Source organism: Paenibacillus sp. FSL R5-0378 (genome assembly GCF_038009285.1).
Classification (GTDB): domain Bacteria; phylum Bacillota; class Bacilli; order Paenibacillales; family Paenibacillaceae; genus Paenibacillus_AQ; species Paenibacillus_AQ favisporus.
The window spans coordinates 3,337,690-3,355,815 of record NZ_JBBPAY010000001.1 but is presented as its reverse complement, the minus strand read 5'-3'; the positions used below and the strand labels follow the sequence as shown (position 1 = coordinate 3,355,815).

At 52.7% G+C, this 18,126-nt stretch carries 16 protein-coding genes; all 16 read right to left on the bottom strand.

Annotated elements, in window-relative coordinates; all coding sequences use genetic code 11:
* Positions 1-38 precede the first annotated feature (38 nt).
* Complete coding sequence (locus tag MKY74_RS15755) at positions 39-833, bottom strand: TIGR00282 family metallophosphoesterase (protein ID WP_084203849.1); 795 nt, start codon at positions 831-833, stop codon at positions 39-41.
* A gap of 70 nt (positions 834-903) precedes the next feature.
* Entirely contained in the window at positions 904-2,445 is a 1,542-nt protein-coding gene (gene rny, locus MKY74_RS15750; protein ID WP_076167981.1) for a ribonuclease Y, read from the bottom strand.
* Between the two features lie 326 nt (positions 2,446-2,771).
* The gene (locus MKY74_RS15745) at positions 2,772-3,548 is read right to left on the bottom strand and encodes a regulatory protein RecX (protein ID WP_084203766.1); all 777 of its coding nucleotides are present in this window, start codon (positions 3,546-3,548) and stop codon (positions 2,772-2,774) included.
* Between the two features lie 159 nt (positions 3,549-3,707).
* Entirely contained in the window at positions 3,708-4,769 is a 1,062-nt protein-coding gene (recA, locus tag MKY74_RS15740) for a recombinase RecA (protein WP_076167984.1), read from the bottom strand.
* A 337-nt stretch (positions 4,770-5,106) separates the two neighbouring features.
* Entirely contained in the window at positions 5,107-6,393 is a 1,287-nt protein-coding gene (locus MKY74_RS15735) for a competence/damage-inducible protein A (RefSeq protein ID WP_076167987.1), read from the bottom strand.
* Positions 6,394-6,521: 128 nt separating this feature from the next.
* Positions 6,522-7,109: a CDP-diacylglycerol--glycerol-3-phosphate 3-phosphatidyltransferase gene (gene pgsA, locus MKY74_RS15730; RefSeq protein WP_076167990.1), complete on the bottom strand. Its 588-nt coding sequence runs from the start codon at positions 7,107-7,109 to the stop codon at positions 6,522-6,524.
* 255 nt (positions 7,110-7,364) lie between these two features.
* On the bottom strand, positions 7,365-7,856 hold the full coding sequence (locus tag MKY74_RS15725) for a YajQ family cyclic di-GMP-binding protein (RefSeq protein ID WP_076169539.1): 492 nt from the start codon (positions 7,854-7,856) through the stop codon (positions 7,365-7,367).
* 240 nt (positions 7,857-8,096) lie between these two features.
* Positions 8,097-8,267 (bottom strand): hypothetical protein, encoded by a 171-nt coding sequence (locus tag MKY74_RS15720; protein WP_163872676.1) that lies wholly within the window; start codon positions 8,265-8,267, stop codon positions 8,097-8,099.
* A 100-nt stretch (positions 8,268-8,367) separates the two neighbouring features.
* Positions 8,368-9,474: a RodZ domain-containing protein gene (locus tag MKY74_RS15715; protein ID WP_076167993.1), complete on the bottom strand. Its 1,107-nt coding sequence runs from the start codon at positions 9,472-9,474 to the stop codon at positions 8,368-8,370.
* 25 nt (positions 9,475-9,499) lie between these two features.
* Positions 9,500-10,267, bottom strand: a complete 768-nt coding sequence (locus MKY74_RS15710; protein WP_076169541.1) for a DUF3388 domain-containing protein — start codon at positions 10,265-10,267, stop codon at positions 9,500-9,502.
* A 189-nt stretch (positions 10,268-10,456) separates the two neighbouring features.
* Positions 10,457-10,711: a DUF3243 domain-containing protein gene (locus MKY74_RS15705; RefSeq protein WP_076167995.1), complete on the bottom strand. Its 255-nt coding sequence runs from the start codon at positions 10,709-10,711 to the stop codon at positions 10,457-10,459.
* A gap of 103 nt (positions 10,712-10,814) precedes the next feature.
* Positions 10,815-11,588 (bottom strand): elongation factor P 5-aminopentanone reductase, encoded by a 774-nt coding sequence (ymfI, locus tag MKY74_RS15700; RefSeq protein WP_076167998.1) that lies wholly within the window; start codon positions 11,586-11,588, stop codon positions 10,815-10,817.
* Positions 11,588-12,868: an EF-P 5-aminopentanol modification-associated protein YfmH gene (gene yfmH / locus MKY74_RS15695; protein WP_076168001.1), complete on the bottom strand. Its 1,281-nt coding sequence runs from the start codon at positions 12,866-12,868 to the stop codon at positions 11,588-11,590. The genes ymfI and yfmH overlap by 1 nt, the downstream gene beginning before the upstream one ends.
* Positions 12,869-12,871: 3 nt before the next feature.
* The gene (yfmF, locus tag MKY74_RS15690; protein WP_076168004.1) at positions 12,872-14,152 is read right to left on the bottom strand and encodes an EF-P 5-aminopentanol modification-associated protein YfmF; all 1,281 of its coding nucleotides are present in this window, start codon (positions 14,150-14,152) and stop codon (positions 12,872-12,874) included.
* Between the two features lie 181 nt (positions 14,153-14,333).
* On the bottom strand, positions 14,334-15,158 hold the full coding sequence (sleB, locus tag MKY74_RS15685) for a spore cortex-lytic enzyme (RefSeq protein ID WP_076168007.1): 825 nt from the start codon (positions 15,156-15,158) through the stop codon (positions 14,334-14,336).
* 220 nt (positions 15,159-15,378) lie between these two features.
* A complete protein-coding gene (locus MKY74_RS15680; RefSeq protein WP_076168009.1) occupies positions 15,379-18,057 on the bottom strand; it encodes an FtsK/SpoIIIE family DNA translocase in 2,679 nt (892 codons plus the stop codon).
* Positions 18,058-18,126: the final 69 nt, after the last annotated feature.

The window sequence follows — 18,126 nt, the reverse complement described above, 5'->3', positions numbered from 1 at the left end:
AGCCATAAATCCGCCAATAGTCTCAGAGGAAAACTCGGTCAATCCATGATCCAATCGTCCTCGAGAATCCGAATTTTTTCCATTTTCAGCGCCTTGCCGGTTGCATCGTCCAGCTGGACAAATACGCCGTGGAAGTGCCATTTTCCGTTGTCGACCTGGAACCGGACCGGCAGCTGTGTTTTGAATTTGCGGAGTACCGCATCGCGTTCCATGCCTAAAATGCCTTCTCTAGGACCGACCATGCCGGCATCCGTGAGATAGGCCGTTCCGTTCGGTAAAATAGTATCATCATTGCTCTGCACGTGGGTATGTGTTCCTACGACGATCGAAGCACGGCCGTCCAGATGCCAGCCCATGGCGATTTTCTCGGATGTGGCTTCGGCATGAAAATCAACAAGAATATGCTTGTGCTTCTTGCGGAGCTGGTCGACAATGTCGTCGCTGGCCCGAAACGGGCAGTCAATGGCCGGCAGAAACGTACGTCCCTGCAAATTCACGATGGCCAGTTCTTTGCCGTTCGCTTTAATGATCGTATGTCCCAATCCCGGCGTCCCCGGCGGAAAATTGGCCGGTCTCACCATGCGCGGCTCGTCGTCGATAAAGTCAAAAATCTCCTTGTTATCCCACGTATGGTTTCCCAGCGTAATCCCATGGACACCCCAATCGAAAAAGTCTTTGGCAATCGACTGCGTGATCCCTCTGCCGGAAGCGGCATTTTCGCCGTTCACAATGATGATATGAGGGTTATACTTCGTTTTTAACGAGGGCAGTGTCGCTTTAAGCGCCTTTCTGCCTACACTGCCCACGATATCTCCAATAAATAATACGTTAATGTTGGTCTCCCCCTTAAGATGAACAAATATGAAAAGTGGCCCCCAAAGCGGCCACTTTTCATCATTTACATTATTTCGCGTATTCAACCGCGCGAGTCTCGCGGATGACCGTCACTTTGATATGCCCCGGATAGTCCAGTTCATTCTCAATCGTCTTCGTAATATCCCGAGCCAGGCGGAATGCTTCGGCATCATCGATCTTCTCAGGCTGTACCATGACGCGGACCTCGCGTCCTGCCTGAATCGCGAACGATTTCTCGACGCCTTCGAACGATTCGGAGATTTCCTCCAGCTTCTCCAAACGCTTGATATACGTTTCGAGCGTTTCGCGGCGCGCTCCCGGTCTTGCAGCTGACAAAGCGTCGGCTGCGCCAACCAGCATCGCGATGACCGAAGTTGCCTCTACATCGCCATGGTGGGATGCGATACTGTTGATAACCACCGGATGTTCTTTGTATTTCTTGGCCAGCTCCACGCCGATTTCAACATGTGAGCCTTCCACTTCATGATCCAGCGCTTTACCGATGTCGTGCAGCAAGCCTGCACGCTTGGCCAATACGATATCCTCGCCGAGCTCTCCGGCCATCAGCCCGGACAGATAAGCCACTTCCATGGAATGCTTCAGCACGTTCTGACCATAACTGGTGCGGAATTTGAGCCGTCCCAAAATTTTGATCAAATCCGGATGCAAACCATGTACACCCACTTCGAATGTCGCTTGTTCGCCATACTCGCGAATCCGCTCATCAACCTCTTTACGGGATTTCTCCACCATCTCTTCAATCCGAGCGGGATGAATGCGTCCGTCTGCCACCAATTTCTCCAAAGCGGTCCGGGCAATTTCCCGGCGGATCGGATCAAATCCCGACAAAATTACAGCTTCAGGCGTATCATCAATAATGAGGTCAATACCGGTCAGAGTTTCCAGTGCACGGATGTTCCGGCCTTCACGCCCGATAATCCGTCCCTTCATCTCCTCATTCGGCAGCGTCACCACAGATACGGTGGTCTCCGCCACATGATCTGCAGCGCAGCGCTGGATGGCGAGCGTTACGATTTCACGGGATTTCTTGTCAGCTTCTTCTTTCGCCTGCTGCTCAATATCTTTAATCATTTGAGCGGTTTCATGGCGAACTTCCTGCTCTACATTGCTCAAAATAATGCTTCGTGCGTCTTCCATGGTCAAACTGGAAATGCGTTCCAGCTCCGTGACCTGGCTTTTGTAAATCAAATCGATCTGCTGTTGAGTTTCTTCGATGCGTTTCTCCTTGTTGGCCACTTGCTCTTCTTTACGTTCAAGCGATTCAATTTTTTTATCCAGCGACTCTTCTTTTTGCAACAATCGTCTTTCCTGCCGTTGAATTTCATTTCGACGCTCACGAGTGTCTTTTTCAGCTTCGGTCCGGATTCTGTGTACTTCGTCTTTAGCCTCCAGTACCGTTTCCTTCTTCAGTGCTTCTGCTTCCTTACGCGCGTTTTCCACGATCTGTACAGCAGCTTCTTCAGCACTAGAAATTTTAGCCTCTGCAAGAGATTTGCGAATAAAATATCCAATCACGAACCCCAAGAACAATGCGGCAACAACGAGAACGACCCATAGCCATATAGGCATTCAGTTCACCTCCTCGTTGGTTCCTCCAAGGTATTCCTTGGGATCTTCTACAGTTGTCCATTCATTTCAATTCATCATACGTACTTCAATCATTTTCCATCTGCACAACTTCCCCATGGGAAGGTTGTACAAAACCCGTGCTACCCTAGAGGCGGGATAAGGCGGGGGTAGTTCATATGAATTGGAGAGAAATTAGAATCTTTCATTAAAAAACCTTTTTTTGGAAGGAAAAAAGATCTTTTTACAGGAATAGATTCATCTTCATTTTAGTATTTGTGAAAAGATATTGTCAAGAGAGGGCATTTCATATTGTGTCAACTTCTTCCTCAGTCGAATGAAAAATATTCCTCTTCATCCTCGGGATAAGCATCCTCCTTGAGCAGCTGATTAATGACCTTTCGGACCAGCTCTCCGGAGTATCCCCGCCTCATCAAATAAGCCCCCGTTTTGCGCTTGCGATCGGCGGCTTCGCCCTTCGTCTGGTTCCATTTCTTTCGGCCGGCTGCCAGGGCTGCCTCAAATTCCTGATCGGAACTGACTTCAGCCAGCGCCTCGGATATAATCGACTTATCGACGCCTTTCTGCTGAAGCTCCTGCCTGATCCAGGCCTTGCCTTTGCGGTGGTTCCTGATTCGCTGCTGCGCCCACTGCCTGGCATAGCTTTCGTCGTCCACCAGCCTTTCTTCCACCAGCCGGTTCAGCGCATACTCAATCGATCCCGTTTCGATGCCTTTCTGCCGTAGTTTCATTTCAATTTCCTTGCGTGTCCGTGGCTTCCGCTCCAGCGCCTTTAAGCCTTCGACATAAGCCTGCTGCCGCTCGTCCGCTACGACGATTTCCTCCAGTTCCTGCTTCGTAAAGGCGTTCCCCTTGACCATCCGGTACTTCACGAGGACGTCTTCGTGGACGGAAAGGGTGTAGGGTCCGAACGATATCAAATAACGCCCTCTCGGCTTGGCCAGACGCTCTACCTCCGTGATCCAAAGGGTTTCATCGTCCGGGAACCCGGCCAGTCCTTCATGAATTCCCTGTTCTTCATGGATTTCCTGCTCTTCATGAATCCCTTGCCCTTCCTGATGTTCATGGCTATTTCCTTTTCGCATCTCTCTCACATCCCATCACGTGTTCAATGTAAGTCGTATAACTGAACCGCATTCTTAACGTACTCTCTATATGAGAAAAGACGCCCAGTGACAGGTCATCACGGAGCGTCCTCATTATAGTCTCAATTCATTCACGGAATACGATTTCAAACGATAACCCTATTCCAGCTCTAACAATTCCTGTTCTTCGCGTTCCTCGGCCGCTGCTTCCTCTGCGGTCGGCGCGCTCACCGTCGTCGTCAAATTGCTTGCCTCACGGATCTTGTTCTCGATCGCTTCCGAAATAGGCTGATTTTCTTTCAGGAACTGCTTCGCATTCTCGCGGCCCTGACCCAAGCGCTCGCCTTCATAGGAGTACCAGGCACCGCTCTTATTGACGATATCCAATTCCGTACCGATATCGATAATGCTGCCTTCCTTGGAAATGCCTTCGCCGTACATGATGTCGATCTCCGCCTGCTTGAACGGAGGAGCCACCTTGTTCTTGACGACCTTGATCCGCGTCCGGTTACCCACGACATCATTGCCCATCTTGATGCTCTCAATACGGCGTACATCCAGACGAACGGAAGAATAGAACTTCAGGGCACGGCCACCCGGAGTCGTCTCCGGATTCCCGAACATGACGCCGACTTTCTCACGAAGCTGGTTGATAAAGATCGCGATCGTCTTCGACTTCGCAATCGCACCGGACAGCTTACGCAGTGCCTGGGACATCAGACGAGCCTGCAGACCTACGTGGGAATCACCCATTTCGCCTTCAATTTCCGCTTTCGGTACGAGCGCGGCAACCGAGTCCACGACGATAATATCAACGGCGCCGCTGCGTACGAGGGCTTCCGCAATTTCCAACGCCTGCTCACCGGTGTCCGGCTGAGACAGCAGCAGCTCGTCAATGTTGACGCCAAGCTTGTTGGCATACGACGGATCAAGTGCATGCTCCGCATCGATGAAAGCAGCTTGTCCACCGACCTTCTGTACTTCAGCGATGGCATGGAGGGCCACCGTCGTCTTACCGGAAGATTCCGGTCCATATACTTCAATAACGCGGCCTCTTGGAAGTCCGCCAATACCAAGTGCTATATCTAGAGCCAGGGAGCCGCTGGGAACAACTTCCACCTGCATATGTGTCGACTCACCGAGTTTCATGATCGAACCTTTACCGAATTGTTTCTCTATTTGACGAAGCGCCATTTCAAGCGCAGCACGACGATCTGACAATAAACTCACATCCTTCACCGTTTATACTATTATGATACCTTGTTTTGGAACGTTTGCCAAGCATTTTTTCGAACATACATTCGTTTTTTTTTGCCGGGCATTCTCCTCTCATCATCATGCCGCCGTACCTTAAACCAACCGCCGCAAGGAAAACCCGCCAAATGTGGGGGTCCCCTGTGGGCGTTTGTTCTTCTATGATGATCGGATGCAAGAGTCCGAACTGGAACAGGCTTCCACCCCTATTCCAACCATAAGAAAAAGAACCGCGGCAAACTTATTTTTTGCACGGTTCTTCCGTATGGTTATATTATACCGCCTGGCCAGCGGCTGCACAACTTCAAACCTGATCCTTGGACTCCCCGGTGGCCCGATCGGTAGATACCAGTCTTTGCCACAACCGGTACAGCAGCGTTTTGACCGAGCGGACTCGGATCGTTTCGCGGTTGCCGTTCAGCTTCAGCTCAAACACTTCGGTCTTCTGCCCGCGCTGGGCGATCCCGACGTACACGAGGCCGACCGGTTTGCGTTCGGAATACCCCGGCCCCGCGACACCCGTAACGGATAAGCCGAAGTCGCTGTCCGTGATCATCCGCACGTTTTCGGCAAGCACTTCGGCCACTTCGGCGCTCACTGCTCCCGGTGCGTCGTCTCCCTCCAGCAGCGCATGCGGGACATGCAGCAGCTTCTCCTTCATTTCGTTGGAGTAGCAGACGATCCCTCCCACGAACATGGTGGCGCTGCCCGGAATGGATGTGATGCTCTCCATCAGCATGCCTCCTGTGCAGCTCTCAGCGGCGCTCAGCGTAATCCCGCGGTCCGCCATCATGTCAACGATGATCCGTTCGATCGGCACGTCCATGCTGGCGTACATATGGTCTGCGAGACGGCTTTGAATTTGCCCCTGCATCGCATTCAGTTTCTCCATGGCTTCCTGCTCTGTAGGCGCTTTGGTGGAGATGCGGACGGTCACTTCACCCTCCTTCGCATAAGGAGCGATCGTTGGATCGGTCTGTCCGTCGATCAGGTCCAGAAGCCGATCCTCCAGCAGCGATTCGCCGATGCCGGCAAACTTGAGCATTTTGGAGTAAATCGGCATTTCGTCGGTCAGGGCATGCTGAAGGAGCCACGGCTTCGCCTGCTGGTCGAACATCGGCTTCAACTCTTTTGGAGGACCCGGCAGAACGATGTAGAAGTTATCCTCCTGGGCAAGCGCGAGTCCGACGGCCAATCCTGTTTCATTCGGCAGCGGCGTGCTGCCGTCGATGACGAGCGCCTGACGGCGGTTGTTCTCCGTCATGTTGATCCCCCGCCCTGCGAAGAATCTTTCGATTTGATCCATCGCCAGCCGGTCAATGTGCAGGGAGCGGCCGACATGCGCGGCCAGGGCATCCTTGGTCAGGTCGTCCTGGGTCGGGCCGATGCCTCCGGTCAGGATCAGGATATCCGCGCGCTGCGAAGCAAGCTCAATGGCGCCCTGAAGCCGCGAGGCGTTATCGCCGACGACCGTCTGGTAATAGACGTCTATTCCCATTGCCGCAAGCTCCTGCGACAAGTACTGCGCGTTGGTATTCACGATTTGTCCAAGCAGCAGCTCCGTACCGACTGCAATGATTTCTGCTTTCATCCTTGATTGGCCTCCCTGTTATCGTAAAGTAGAATGGATATACCTATATTGAACACTTTACACGTTTTTAGCCTATCCGTATCACAGCGTTTGGTGGAAAGAAAAAGCAATAGGATATCCCTATTGCCTTACACATTGGAAAGCTGAAGCAGTTTTTTGTTTTTGACAAAATAATCGATCCCCGAGTATATCGTGATCAAAGCCGCTGCCCAGATGGCAATATCGTCAAACGGCAGGCCGATCATCTCGAACGGGAAGTTGTTGATCAGAATCGCCACGATGGCGACAATCTGAATGACTGTCTTCACCTTGCCCCATTTGCTGGCCGCCACGACAGCCCCGTCAAGCAGCGCAATCTGGCGCAGGCCGGTAACGGCAAACTCGCGGCTGATAATAACCACAGCGATCCAGGAGTCGCACTTTCCCATTTCGACGAGCGAAACCAGCACCGCTGTAATAAGCAACTTGTCGGCCAGCGGGTCCAGCAGTTTTCCGAGATTTGTAACCAAGTTGTTTTTGCGCGCCAAATAACCGTCTATACCGTCTGTGCTTGCTGCCAGAATAAAAATAATTACAGCGATCAGCTGATTGTACGGCAGCTCGAATGAATTCCAGGTAATCGGTTCCGGATAGAACTTGAAGTCGACCAGAAGAAACACCATCATGACCGGAATCAAACAGATTCTTGAAATGGTAATACGGTTGGGCAGATTCACTGTAAACCCTCCCCGGATAAATCAAACTAAGAAACGACATTCACATGCACGGCAGGCCGAAAATGAATAATAATGCACCCAGACCATCCATTATGTATGAATCCTCTACTTTGGGGCAGCAGGCACAGTTTGCGCCAGGCCGGCAACCCCGCCAAGACAGCGGGACAAGTTACAGTATAATATATCAATTTATACACTGTCAAAAGAGGAGTAAGCTCCTCTTCCAGCCCGTTTGCCGTGCGGTATACGCCCGCATTACTTCAGATTGGTAAACTGCAGGTCCAGCGGCAGATCCGCCTTGCGGAGCAGTTGCATGACCGCCTGCAGATCATTTTTGCTCTTCCCGGTCACCCGGATCTGATCGCCTTGGATTTGGCTTTTAACCTTCAGCTTGGAATCCCGGATCAGCACGTTGATTTTCTTGGCGTTGTCCTGATCGATTCCCTGCTTCAGGGTGATCCGCTGGCGGACGGTTCCCATCGAAGCTGGCTCGACCTTGCCGTAATCTACGTTTTTGAGCGACAAACCACGCTTGATCATTTTGGACTGCAAAATGTCAATTACCGCATTGAGCTTATACTCGTCATCGGAGGTAATGACCAGCGTCTCCTTCTCCAGCTTCAGGCTGCTCTTGCTCCCTTTAAAATCAAAACGGGTTTCGATTTCACGCTCCGTTTGATTGATCGCGTTGATCATTTCCTGGAAGTCCAATTTGGAAACAATGTCAAACGAATTTTCCGAACTCATCATTACACGCCCTTTCAGTTCCTTTTCATGTCATATTATATGAAATTAACCGGGACAAGTCTAATCCTAAACAGCGTTCCTACCGTTCACAGATATTATCTCACGGCGTTCGGTACTGCTTAGGCAGGGCTTAGGCAGAAGACAGGACGCGATTAGCGGAAGCTTACAAGCAATGAACACGGACTTCAAAAAAAAGACATTCGCCGGCTCATGGGTCCCCGGGAATGCCTTGTTCTTATTTTACGATCGGCTGCGGTCACGGGTTGGCTGGCGGAACATATCCAAAATGCCCAATACGATCCATGCCAGTCCAAATCCAAGAATACCGTACCCCCAAGCGCTGGGAGTGAGGTAATAACCGAGCAGGCTGACGATAATCCCCACAATCGTGGTGATCCAGCTGACAGTCATAACCATACACCTCATTTCTATCCGGAATAAGAAGGACTTAAAGCTAGAACTATTGTCCCCTGGAGTGTATGGCATTATTCAGCCGAGCCTGTCCCGCCGTTTAGCCGTTGCTGTTATCCGATTGATCGGAGGAATCCCCGGTCGACGAATCATTACCGGTTGTCGTACCGCCCGTACCGGAATCGTCCAGCTTCAGCAGAATGCGCGAAGTCGATTTGCCGTCCTCCACCGTCTGCCCTGCTACCGTAATCGTCGTTGCAGGAGAATATCCCGATTTAATGTACATGCCGGAAGAATCGAGCGTAAACGTCAGGGTATCCCCCTCCTTCGTTTTACCGAAAGAAAGCTTCTCGCCGGACGAATTTTCGCCTTTGTACACTTCAAGCCAGCTCTCGCCCGTCGCTTTGATTTCCACCTGAACCGGTGTTCCCTGGGCTGCTGCAACCTTGAAGATCGTCGTTTTGCCCCTCTTGCCGTCCGGAGCTACGGTTACGCCTTGATTGCCTTGGTTCGTCGTATCCGTCGAGTCCGTACCGGTTCCCGAAGGATCTGTTCCGGTGCCTGAAGGGTCCGTGCCATTTTGATCCGGCGGTGTGGTTGTGTCCTTGCCCCCGGTATTTCCGCTGTCCGTGTTTGTGTTATCCGTCGTTGTGGTGTCCGAATTTCCGGAATTGTCCTTGCTGCCGTCATCCCCCGGATTGGTGGCATTGTCCGGCGGCGTAGTTGTTGTTGCGGGCGGATCCTGATTTTGCGCCGTTGCCGGATCCTGCTGCTCCGTAACCTTGGACGAATCGATGCTGTTGTCTTTCTTTGGCGAACTTGCGTTGTTCGCATACAAATAAATAACGACAATGATCAGAATCGGGAACGTCCACATCAGCACGGTCGACAGCCACTTCACGTTTCGTTCAGGCGACGAGGAGCGGCTGCTGGACCGCTTCTGAATGACCGGCTCCATCGTCGCTTCCGGCTCCGGAGGAGCTTCCTTCTTGTGGCCTTCGAGCAGAACGTCCGGATCGAGTCCCACGGTTTCGGCATATGTTTTAATAAAAGCCCTCACATAAAAACTGCCGGGGAGCACCTTGTAGTCCCCTGCTTCGATGGCTTCCAAGTATCTTTTGCGGATTTTTGTCATTTCCTGCACGTCGTCCAGGCTCATGCCCTTCTGCAGTCTGGCTTCTCTTAACTGTTGACCCAGTTCAGACAACACCATCACCTCCTCATCAAATTACTTACAGATCGTCGTTGTATGTGCTTGTGAAAGTGTCATAAATAATTTCTTCATTCGGATTGTTGCGCAGCTCGATAATAATATCGAAATGATCGTACGTATACTCGGACTCCTGCACGAATACATCGGGATGCTCGATCACTTTCGTGCTCGGCATGTTCATGATATCCTGCAGCAGGTTGTAGTGGCGTTCGTTGGAACGGATCGTGCTGACGATTCCGTCGATAATAAACACGTTGTTCCGGTTCATTTCGTCTTCAGAGAGCTGGCTTCGGACCGTCTGCCGCAGCAGTGTCGAGGATACGAACGTCCAGCGCTTCATGGCGCACACGCTCCCCGCGATGATGGACTCGGTTTTGCCTACGCGGGGCATCCCGCGAAGCCCGATCACCTGGTTTCCTTCCTTCTTAAATATTTCACCCAAAAAGTCAACCAGTAACCCAAGTTCGTCACGCGTAAAACGGAATGTTTTCCGGTCATCGGAATCGCGGTCGATGTACCGGCCGTGGCGCACAGCCAAAATATCGACAAGCTTCGGCGTCCGCAGCGCGGAAACCGTTATGCTGTCGACCTTTTTCAGCATGGCACCCATCAATTGGATCTTCTCATCATCATTGGTTTCCAGCAGCATTCCCCGCGTTTTGCCTTCAACCCCGTTAATTGTCAATATGTTAACCTCCAGCATACCGAGCAGGGATGCAATATCCCCGAGCAGACCCGGACGGTTCTTATGTATCTTATACTCCATGTACCATTGTTTCGCTTCCACTTCGACACCCCATCTGACCTTTTCCCATGTTTTCCAATAAAATAAACCTGCAGCCCTTTCGGGTGAGGCTTCCAAAAAATCGCCTTTATTTCATGGGTCACGTTAATGATATATAAAATACATATGAAAAACAAGGTCAACTCTGTAAACATTAGAGAAAAGCCCCCAAATGGGGGCTTTTTCCTAATGTTAAGCGTTTTTCTTGGCTAATTTAACCATCAGCCGGGCAATCGTCTGGCGCTCTTCACGGTTGCCCACTTCCCACAGCTCCTTCAGCGCACGGTTGGAAGCGTTGGCCGGATCGACTTTCTCATCGAGAAAATCACCGATCTCGTAAGCCAGCTTGGCGATGGTGTCTTCGCTCATCCCCATTTTTTCGGCTTGTGCGACGCGTTCCCCAAGAAACTTTTTCCAGGCATCAAAGTTCTTTACTACTGTTGACATATTGATAAGTCCTCCCTTTGCTGTGGCGCATGAGATTTGAAATCAACAGTTGTAATATAACCTGTTTGGGGCGCGCCTATGCAGGGAAGACCGTCCTGGCGGCTCAGGTAATCCATCCACCGTTGGGGCTTATTACCTGACCGTTGATGTAGCCGGATTCGGGCAGCGCGAGAAAATAAACGAGGGACGAAATTTCGTCGGGTCTGGCCAGCCGTCCGGCCGGAATTTCATCCTCGAGCATCCGTTTTTCCTCGTCGTCCAAATGGTTCAGCATTTCGGTATCCACCGCGCCCGGAGCTACCGCATTCACCGTGACGCCAGAAGGGCCAAGTTCTTTGGCAAGCGCTTTGGTAAAAGCGTTAATACCGCCTTTGGTGGTCGAATACAGCACTTCGCAGGAAGCGCCCGAAATCCCCCAGACGGAGGATATGTTGATAATGCGGCCGCTCCGCTGGGAAATCATGTAGGGCATAAAAGCTTGTGTACACAGAAACATGCCTTTTAAATTAACGGACATCACTTCGTCCCATTCTTCCTCGGTCACGTCCGAAAGAAGGCCGTAGTGAGAGACGCCCGCATTGTTCACCAAAATGTCCGGCAGCAAACCGTGGGTATCCAGCTTGTCGCGCATGCGCAAAATCTGGTCTTTATCCCGCAAATCGGCGGAGACCGTCATGACTCTGGCTCCGGACTGCATGCAGCGCCGGGCCACGTCATTGGCGGCTTCGTGCGATGACCCGTAGTGGATTACCACGTTCATCCCTACCGCTGCAAAACGCTCGGCGATGGCGGCACCGATGCCGCGGCTCGCCCCGGTGACGAGCACCGTCGTCTCTCCGATCGGCTTGTGCAGGCTCTCCTCTCCCCTATGCTGCATTAAGGATTCACCACGACCGATACCGCTAGCTGTTCCCAATCCACATGCTCTTTCAGGCGGTTGTTCACATCGCTGAGCGTAATGGACTCATACAGCTGAATCACGCTGAAGAAGTCGCCGCCGCGGAATTGGTAGCGGGTGAATTCATGCGCGATATTTTCCGGAGAATTCAGCATGCGCAGGTATCCGCCGATTTTTTTCTTGCGGGCGCGCTCGAAATCTTCTTCCTTGAAGCCGGATGCCAGAATGCCGTCGACCTCTTCGCGGATCCGGGCAAGAAGCTGGTCGGGATCACGGGTGTCTCCGCCCGCGGCCGAAAAGGCATACTGCGGAGAACTGCTGTATTCATGCGAGAAGCTGTCGGAGATCAGGTCCTCGTCGTACAGCTTTTGGTACAGCTCCGTACTTGACCCGAACAGCAAATCAAGCATGAGCTTTGTTGTCAGGTCGCGCTTCAGCAGCTCCTTGCCGGTCAGTCCCACTTCTTTTTCCTTAAACCCGAACAGGCATTTCGGCATGGACACCTGCAGCTTGTTAACCCGGCGTTTTTCCGCAACACCGACCGTCTCCGGCTCAAAGATACGCTCGATTTTGCCTTGAGGCGGATAATCTTTCTTCGCCTGGTTGGCACGGACGAGGTCGAACACTTCTTCCGGCTTTACTCCGCCGACGACGAACAGCAGCATGTTGCTCGGATGATAAAAGGCGTTATAGCAAGTGTACAGCGTCTCCTTCGTAATCGTGCTGATGGATTCCACCGTACCGGCAATATCGATGTGCACCGGATGGATTTTATACATCGCTTCGATCAGGCCAAAATAGACGCGCCAGTCGGCGTTATCCTGGTACATGTTGATTTCCTGCCCGATAATCCCCTTTTCCTTGTCGACGTTCTGGTCGGTGAAATAAGGATTTTGCACAAAGTTCACGAGCGTCTCCAGATTCTCGGGAATGTGCTCGGTTGCTGAAAACAGGTACACGGTCTGGTCGAAGCTCGTAAATGCGTTGGCGGATGCGCCGTGGGAGGCGAATGTGGCGAAAATGTCGCCTTCCGGCTCCTCGAACATTTTATGTTCCAGGAAATGGGCGATCCCGTCAGGAACCGATATTTCGTCCTGTCCCTCCACCCGGAAGTGGTTGTCGACAGAACCGTATTTAGTGGCAAACGTCGCATAGGTTTTCTGGAAACCCGGCTTCGGAAGCACGTAGACGTGAAGGCCGTTATCCATCACTTCATAATAGAGAGTCTCCTGCAAATTGTCGTACTGAAGTTTTTCCACCGGCTATTCCTCCTTCTGACCCTTCAGAAAATAAATCGTATCCAAATCAAAAGTCGACGCGGCCGCCTGAACATCCGCGACTTGAATATCTTCCACCTGCTGCAGCAGCTCTTCTCTTGACCGGTCTTTGCCGGAGAATTGACGGTTGAAGTCGTAAGCGATCATTTCAAAAGCCGAATCCTCAATTTCAAGAAGCAGATTCCGGATCATCGCCTTCGTCTGCGACATCTCCAGATCGGTAATGCGCCCGGAGCGCATTTCCTCGAGCTGGCCCTTGATAATATCAAGCGCTTTTTCGTAGTTCTGCACTTCAATGCCGGACTGGATCGTTCCAATTCCCTTGTGCCCGTCATAGCGGGAAGAGCAGTAGTAGGCGAGGCTCGCTTTTTCCCTTACGTTCATGAACAGCTTGGAATGCGGGTATCCGCCCAAAATGCCGTTGTACATTAATGCTGCCGCATAATGATCATCCCCATAAGTGATGGAGGTGCGCAGCCCCAGATTCAGCTTGCCCTGGCTCACTTCCATTTTCTCCACTACGGTACGAGGCTCGCCCGACTGACGCACCGGCGTCTCGGTCTTGTACGTAATACCCGGTTCAGAACCGAGATCAAAGTGCGCGTTGACGAGCTTCTCCACTTCCTCGAGCGTCGTGTCCCCGACCACATACAGGTCCATGCTGGCTTCGCTCAGCCATTTGCGGTACCCGTCGTGCAGGCTCTCCGGCGTAATTTTCTCCAGGTCCTGACGCTGTCCGAGCGCATGAAGACGGTAAGGCTCGTTGCGGCACATCTCCTCGATGCAGCGCTCGGAGGCGTAGCGGATCTTATCGTTGACGATGGATTCCAGCTTCTTGCGGACGTTCTCCTTCTCCGCCTGAACGTAAGAACTGCGGAAACGGCCTCCCTCCAAAACGGGACGCGTCACCACTTCGCCGAGAAAAGCAAATGAGGATGCGAGCAGGCTCTCCTGGCTCTTTACGAACGAATCGTTAATTGTGTCCATCCGGAAGTGCACCATCTGGTAGTTGCCTCTTTTATACACATCAAAACCGAAGCCGGCCCCGTACATTTGCTCCAGCTGCTCGCGGAACTGGCGGGTCTCCGGATATGTAACGGTACCCCGGCGGAGTACAAAAGGAGTCAAGGCCGTAGGCGTTACGGTGTCCTCTGCAAGCGGGATGCCTGCGTAGAGCGATATTGCAAACGTCTTAAAGCGTTTCGTCGGCAGAACGTGAATCCGGATCCGCTTGGCGTTTCCATGTTGAAAAGCAGTTGTATTCAAGGTCCAAAACTCCTTTAGCCATGAATTTATAAAGCGTCACGCTTTTGATTAAGTTCCATTCTATACCATTGGAAAGTGAAGAAGCAACCGAAGACAAACCCTCCGGTTGCTGTTTTCCCTCATGCGCAATCTGCTTCGGGGAACGAACGAAGTTACGGTGCCAAACTTACGTTCAATCCTTTTACATGCAGAAAATATGCTGCCCGATCGTCAAGACTTGAGGCCGGGACCAGATCCACTTCGAAGTGGCTGTTTTCGGGTTAAAGTAGTACAGGCATCCCCCGGTCGGATCCCAGCCGTTTAACGCCTGCTGCACCGCTTTGCGGGCCGTTTCGTTCGGCGTGAGATAAATTTGTCCGTCGGCTACCGCCGTGAATGCGCCCGGCTGAAATATAACGCCATGGGGCGTATTCGGAAAGCTTGGCGATTTGACACGGTTCAGAATTACCGCTGCCACGGCAACCTGTCCTTCAAACGGTTCACCGCGGGATTCGCCGTACACCGCATTAGCCATAATTTTCAGATCGTTTTCGGACAGGCCCATCGTGTTGGCCGAGGCCATCGGTTCGCTTGTGTTTTTCTGATTGCCGCTTGTGCTCGGTTGTTTGCCGGCGGCGTTTCCGGACTCGGCTGCGGATGGCTGCCAATTTTTGGTGGCATTGTACAGCTTCAGTTTGGTTTTGGCTCCGACCGTTCCGTCCACCTTCATCCCGAATTCGGACTGGAACCATTTGACGGATTTCAACGTGCTCCATCCGTATTGTCCGTCAATCTTTCCGTTATAAAAGCCCAAAAATTTCAGGCGCCCCTGCAGTTCATACACATCCTGGCCTGAGGATCCATACTTTAAAACCGTTGATCCGAATGTAGGTATGGTTTGTTCCGCAGGCTCCACCGCCGCTTTGGACGAAGCTTTGGAATCCGTATGGGGTCTTACACCTGCATAGACCGCCGCAGACAATAGAAACACCAAACCGATGATGATCCATAATTTTGCGTTTTTCATGGGTTAGCTCTACCTTTCTCTTGTGGGTTTGACAGGATGGCTACGGTTATTATGACAACAGGCCCCATTTCCTATACACCCTGCCCAAGAGAAAGAATGTGTACCGCCGATAGAAGCTTTCAAGCGTATTCCCATGCAAATCACCGCCAAAAAGGCCCCTCATGAACGATCATGAGAGGCCTCCAAGGAAGATATAGCACATCCGGCAATAATTACCGGACTATGAGCTGATGCGGTTCTGCTGCTGATACTGCTCCAGGGAGACGAGCACCTCACGCGGTTTGCTTCCCTCGTAAGGTCCGATAATTCCCCGCGCTTCCATCGAATCAATCAAGCGGGCTGCACGGGTATACCCCACCCGCATCCGGCGCTGCAGCAGCGACACGGATGCCTGTTTGGATTCCAGCACGATCTGAACGGCCTGATCGTACAGCTCGTCCAGCTGGTCGTCAGCATCCTGCGACGTTTCCTCCACTTCGGGAACGAGACTTTCATCGTATTTAGCTTCCCCTTGGTCGCGGACATAGTTAACGATGATCTCGACTTCCTGATCGGTCATAAATGCCCCCTGCACGCGGATCGGCTTGGACGCTCCCATCGGCATGAAGAGCATATCCCCGCGGCCCAGCAGCTTCTCGGCGCCCGCCATGTCGAGAATCGTTCGGGAGTCGACCTGGGACGATACCCCGAAAGCGATCCGCGACGGGATATTCGCCTTGATAACACCCGTAATGACGTCGACGGACGGCCGCTGGGTGGCGATGATCAAGTGAATGCCCGCGGCCCGCGCCATTTGGGCGAGGCGGGTGATCGCTTCCTCGACGTCATGCGCGGCGACCATCATCAGGTCGGCCAGCTCGTCGACGATGACCACGATATAAGGCAGCACCGCTGCCGGATTGTCCTTCATCAAGTTGTTGTAGCCTTCAATATTGCGCGTGCCGGATTTGGAAAACAGCTCATAGCGCTTTTCCATCTCGACCACGATCTTCTTCAGCGCCAAGGAAGCACGCTTCGGATCGGTCACGACAGGCGCCATCAAATGCGGAATGCCGTTATACACGTTCAGCTCGACCATCTTCGGATCGACCATCAGAAATTTCACTTCATCGGGCTTCGCCTTATACAGGATGCTCGTAATGATGCCGTTAATACAGACCGATTTACCGGAACCGGTGGCGCCGGCGACGAGCAAATGGGGCATTTTTGCCAGATTGCCGACGATCGTCTGTCCCGAAATGTCCCTGCCGAAAGCGATCGACAGCTTCGACGAGGCGTCTTGAAAGACCGGCGTTTCCATAACTTCGCGCATCGTCACGAGTGAAACTTCATTGTTCGGCACCTCGATGCCGATGGCCGATTTGCCCGGGATCGGGGCCTCCATCCGGATATCCTTCGCGGCCAAAGCCAGCGCGATATCGTCCGTAAGCCCGACAATCCGGCTGACCTTCACGCCGATATCCGGCTGGATTTCGTACCGCGTCACCGCTGGCCCGCGAACGACCTCAAGCACTTTCGCCCGTACGCCGAAGCTCTCCATCGTCGCCTCCAGCTTGCGGGCGGTTTGCTTATAATCGTTCTGATCGCCTGCCTTGCCGCCATTCTGGGGCTTGGAGAGCAGCCTGAAGGGCGGGAGCTTGTACGGCTTCGGTGGAGGCGCTGGCGGCGTCATCGCAAGCTCCAGCGCCTCCGCCGGCTCAGCCGGACTTCCCGCGGATTCTCCCTGGAGATCCGCAGCGGTTACCCGCACCCCGCCGTCCGGCGTCCCAGCGGGATCCTCATGGAATTCCGCGCTGATGCCTTCAGGCGGAAAAGCGGCCCCGGCAGCTCCCGCGTAGGCTTCGTCCAATTCCTCCGGATCGACGTTGCCTTCGGATTTCACATGCTCGAAAAAGTCGCGGATGATCGGCGAAGATTCGTTCCGCTTCGGTTCCGCCCACAGCGGCTCCTCGTGCAGGTCGAATGCATCGTTCTCCTCCGGCTCCACCGCCTCGCTGAACCGCCCGCCTGCTGCGGGACGGGTGTCCCTGACCGGTTCAAGAATATCGCTGCCGTCCAGCTCATCATCAGCAAGCGGCGGCTGCGCTTCGTTCTTGGCAAACCTGCTGCCGAACAGCTGGAAGAACACCGGGGCGCTCCGCTTCGGCTTCGGCGGCATGAAATCCTCGTCCAATTCATCCTCATCGTCGTCAGCCGGGAGCGGCTGCGGTTTCTTCTGCCTGGACGAAGCCGCTCGTTTGGAAGCGACCTTGGCCGACTGGCGGCGGTTGTCCATCCGCTTCTGGACATTCTCGCCGGCCTTCACCAGCCTGCTGCGGAAGATTCGCATCAGGTCGACATACGACAGATTCGTAATCAGCATAAAGCTGATAATAAACATAACGATCATCATCAGCTTCGAGCCCAAGGTCCCAAACAGCCAATAGAGCGCCGCAAACTCGATGGCGCCGATGTAGCCTCCACTGATGTCCTTATTCAGCATGGAGTGGTCGCCGCGGGCCGATGGCGACAGCAGCGCTCCCTGCAAGTCCGTATGTACCTGGGATAATATGTTCCCGGTGCTCAATGCGCCAACCGGACCCAGTTTCTTTTCCAATGAAGAAATGCTGCTCATAAGTACCAAGGCCAGGATCAACAGCAGAATTCCGCTTCTCCGCGTATTCCACCGTTTCGGCCATTTTCGCTGAATCATGACGCTGAGGCCCAAGTAGATTCCCACCAGGGGGATCACAAAATAAAACCGCCCTAACAGCAGTCCGAACATTTTGGATAATGACCACCCTACCGTCGCTTCACCGGATAAGGCGATAACGGAAAGGGTGATCAGTATAATTCCGTATATTTCGTATTTCAGCACATTGGTCAGTACTGCCTTCTTCTTCTTTCTTCGCTTAGCCAAAATGTCACCCCCGGCCAATATTATACCATATAATACCGTGGGGCACCTATGTTCTGTTTCTGCTGCTAA

Excerpts from the sequence above, each read along its gene's own strand:
- rny (WP_076167981.1), bottom strand. The coding sequence starts at position 2,445 with ATGCCTATATGGCTATGGGTCGTTCTCGTTGTTGCCGCATTGTTCTTG.
- MKY74_RS15745 (WP_084203766.1), bottom strand. The coding sequence starts at position 3,548 with ATGCGAAAAGGAAATAGCCATGAACATCAGGAAGGGCAAGGGATTCAT.
- MKY74_RS15735 (WP_076167987.1), bottom strand. The coding sequence starts at position 6,393 with ATGAAAGCAGAAATCATTGCAGTCGGTACGGAGCTGCTGCTTGGACAA.
- MKY74_RS15725 (WP_076169539.1), bottom strand. The coding sequence starts at position 7,856 with ATGAGTTCGGAAAATTCGTTTGACATTGTTTCCAAATTGGACTTCCAG.
- MKY74_RS15720 (WP_163872676.1), bottom strand. The coding sequence starts at position 8,267 with ATGACTGTCAGCTGGATCACCACGATTGTGGGGATTATCGTCAGCCTG.
- MKY74_RS15705 (WP_076167995.1), bottom strand. The coding sequence starts at position 10,711 with ATGTCAACAGTAGTAAAGAACTTTGATGCCTGGAAAAAGTTTCTTGGG.
- ymfI (WP_076167998.1), bottom strand. The coding sequence starts at position 11,588 with ATGCAGCATAGGGGAGAGGAGAGCCTGCACAAGCCGATCGGAGAGACG.
- sleB (WP_076168007.1), bottom strand. The coding sequence starts at position 15,158 with ATGAAAAACGCAAAATTATGGATCATCATCGGTTTGGTGTTTCTATTG.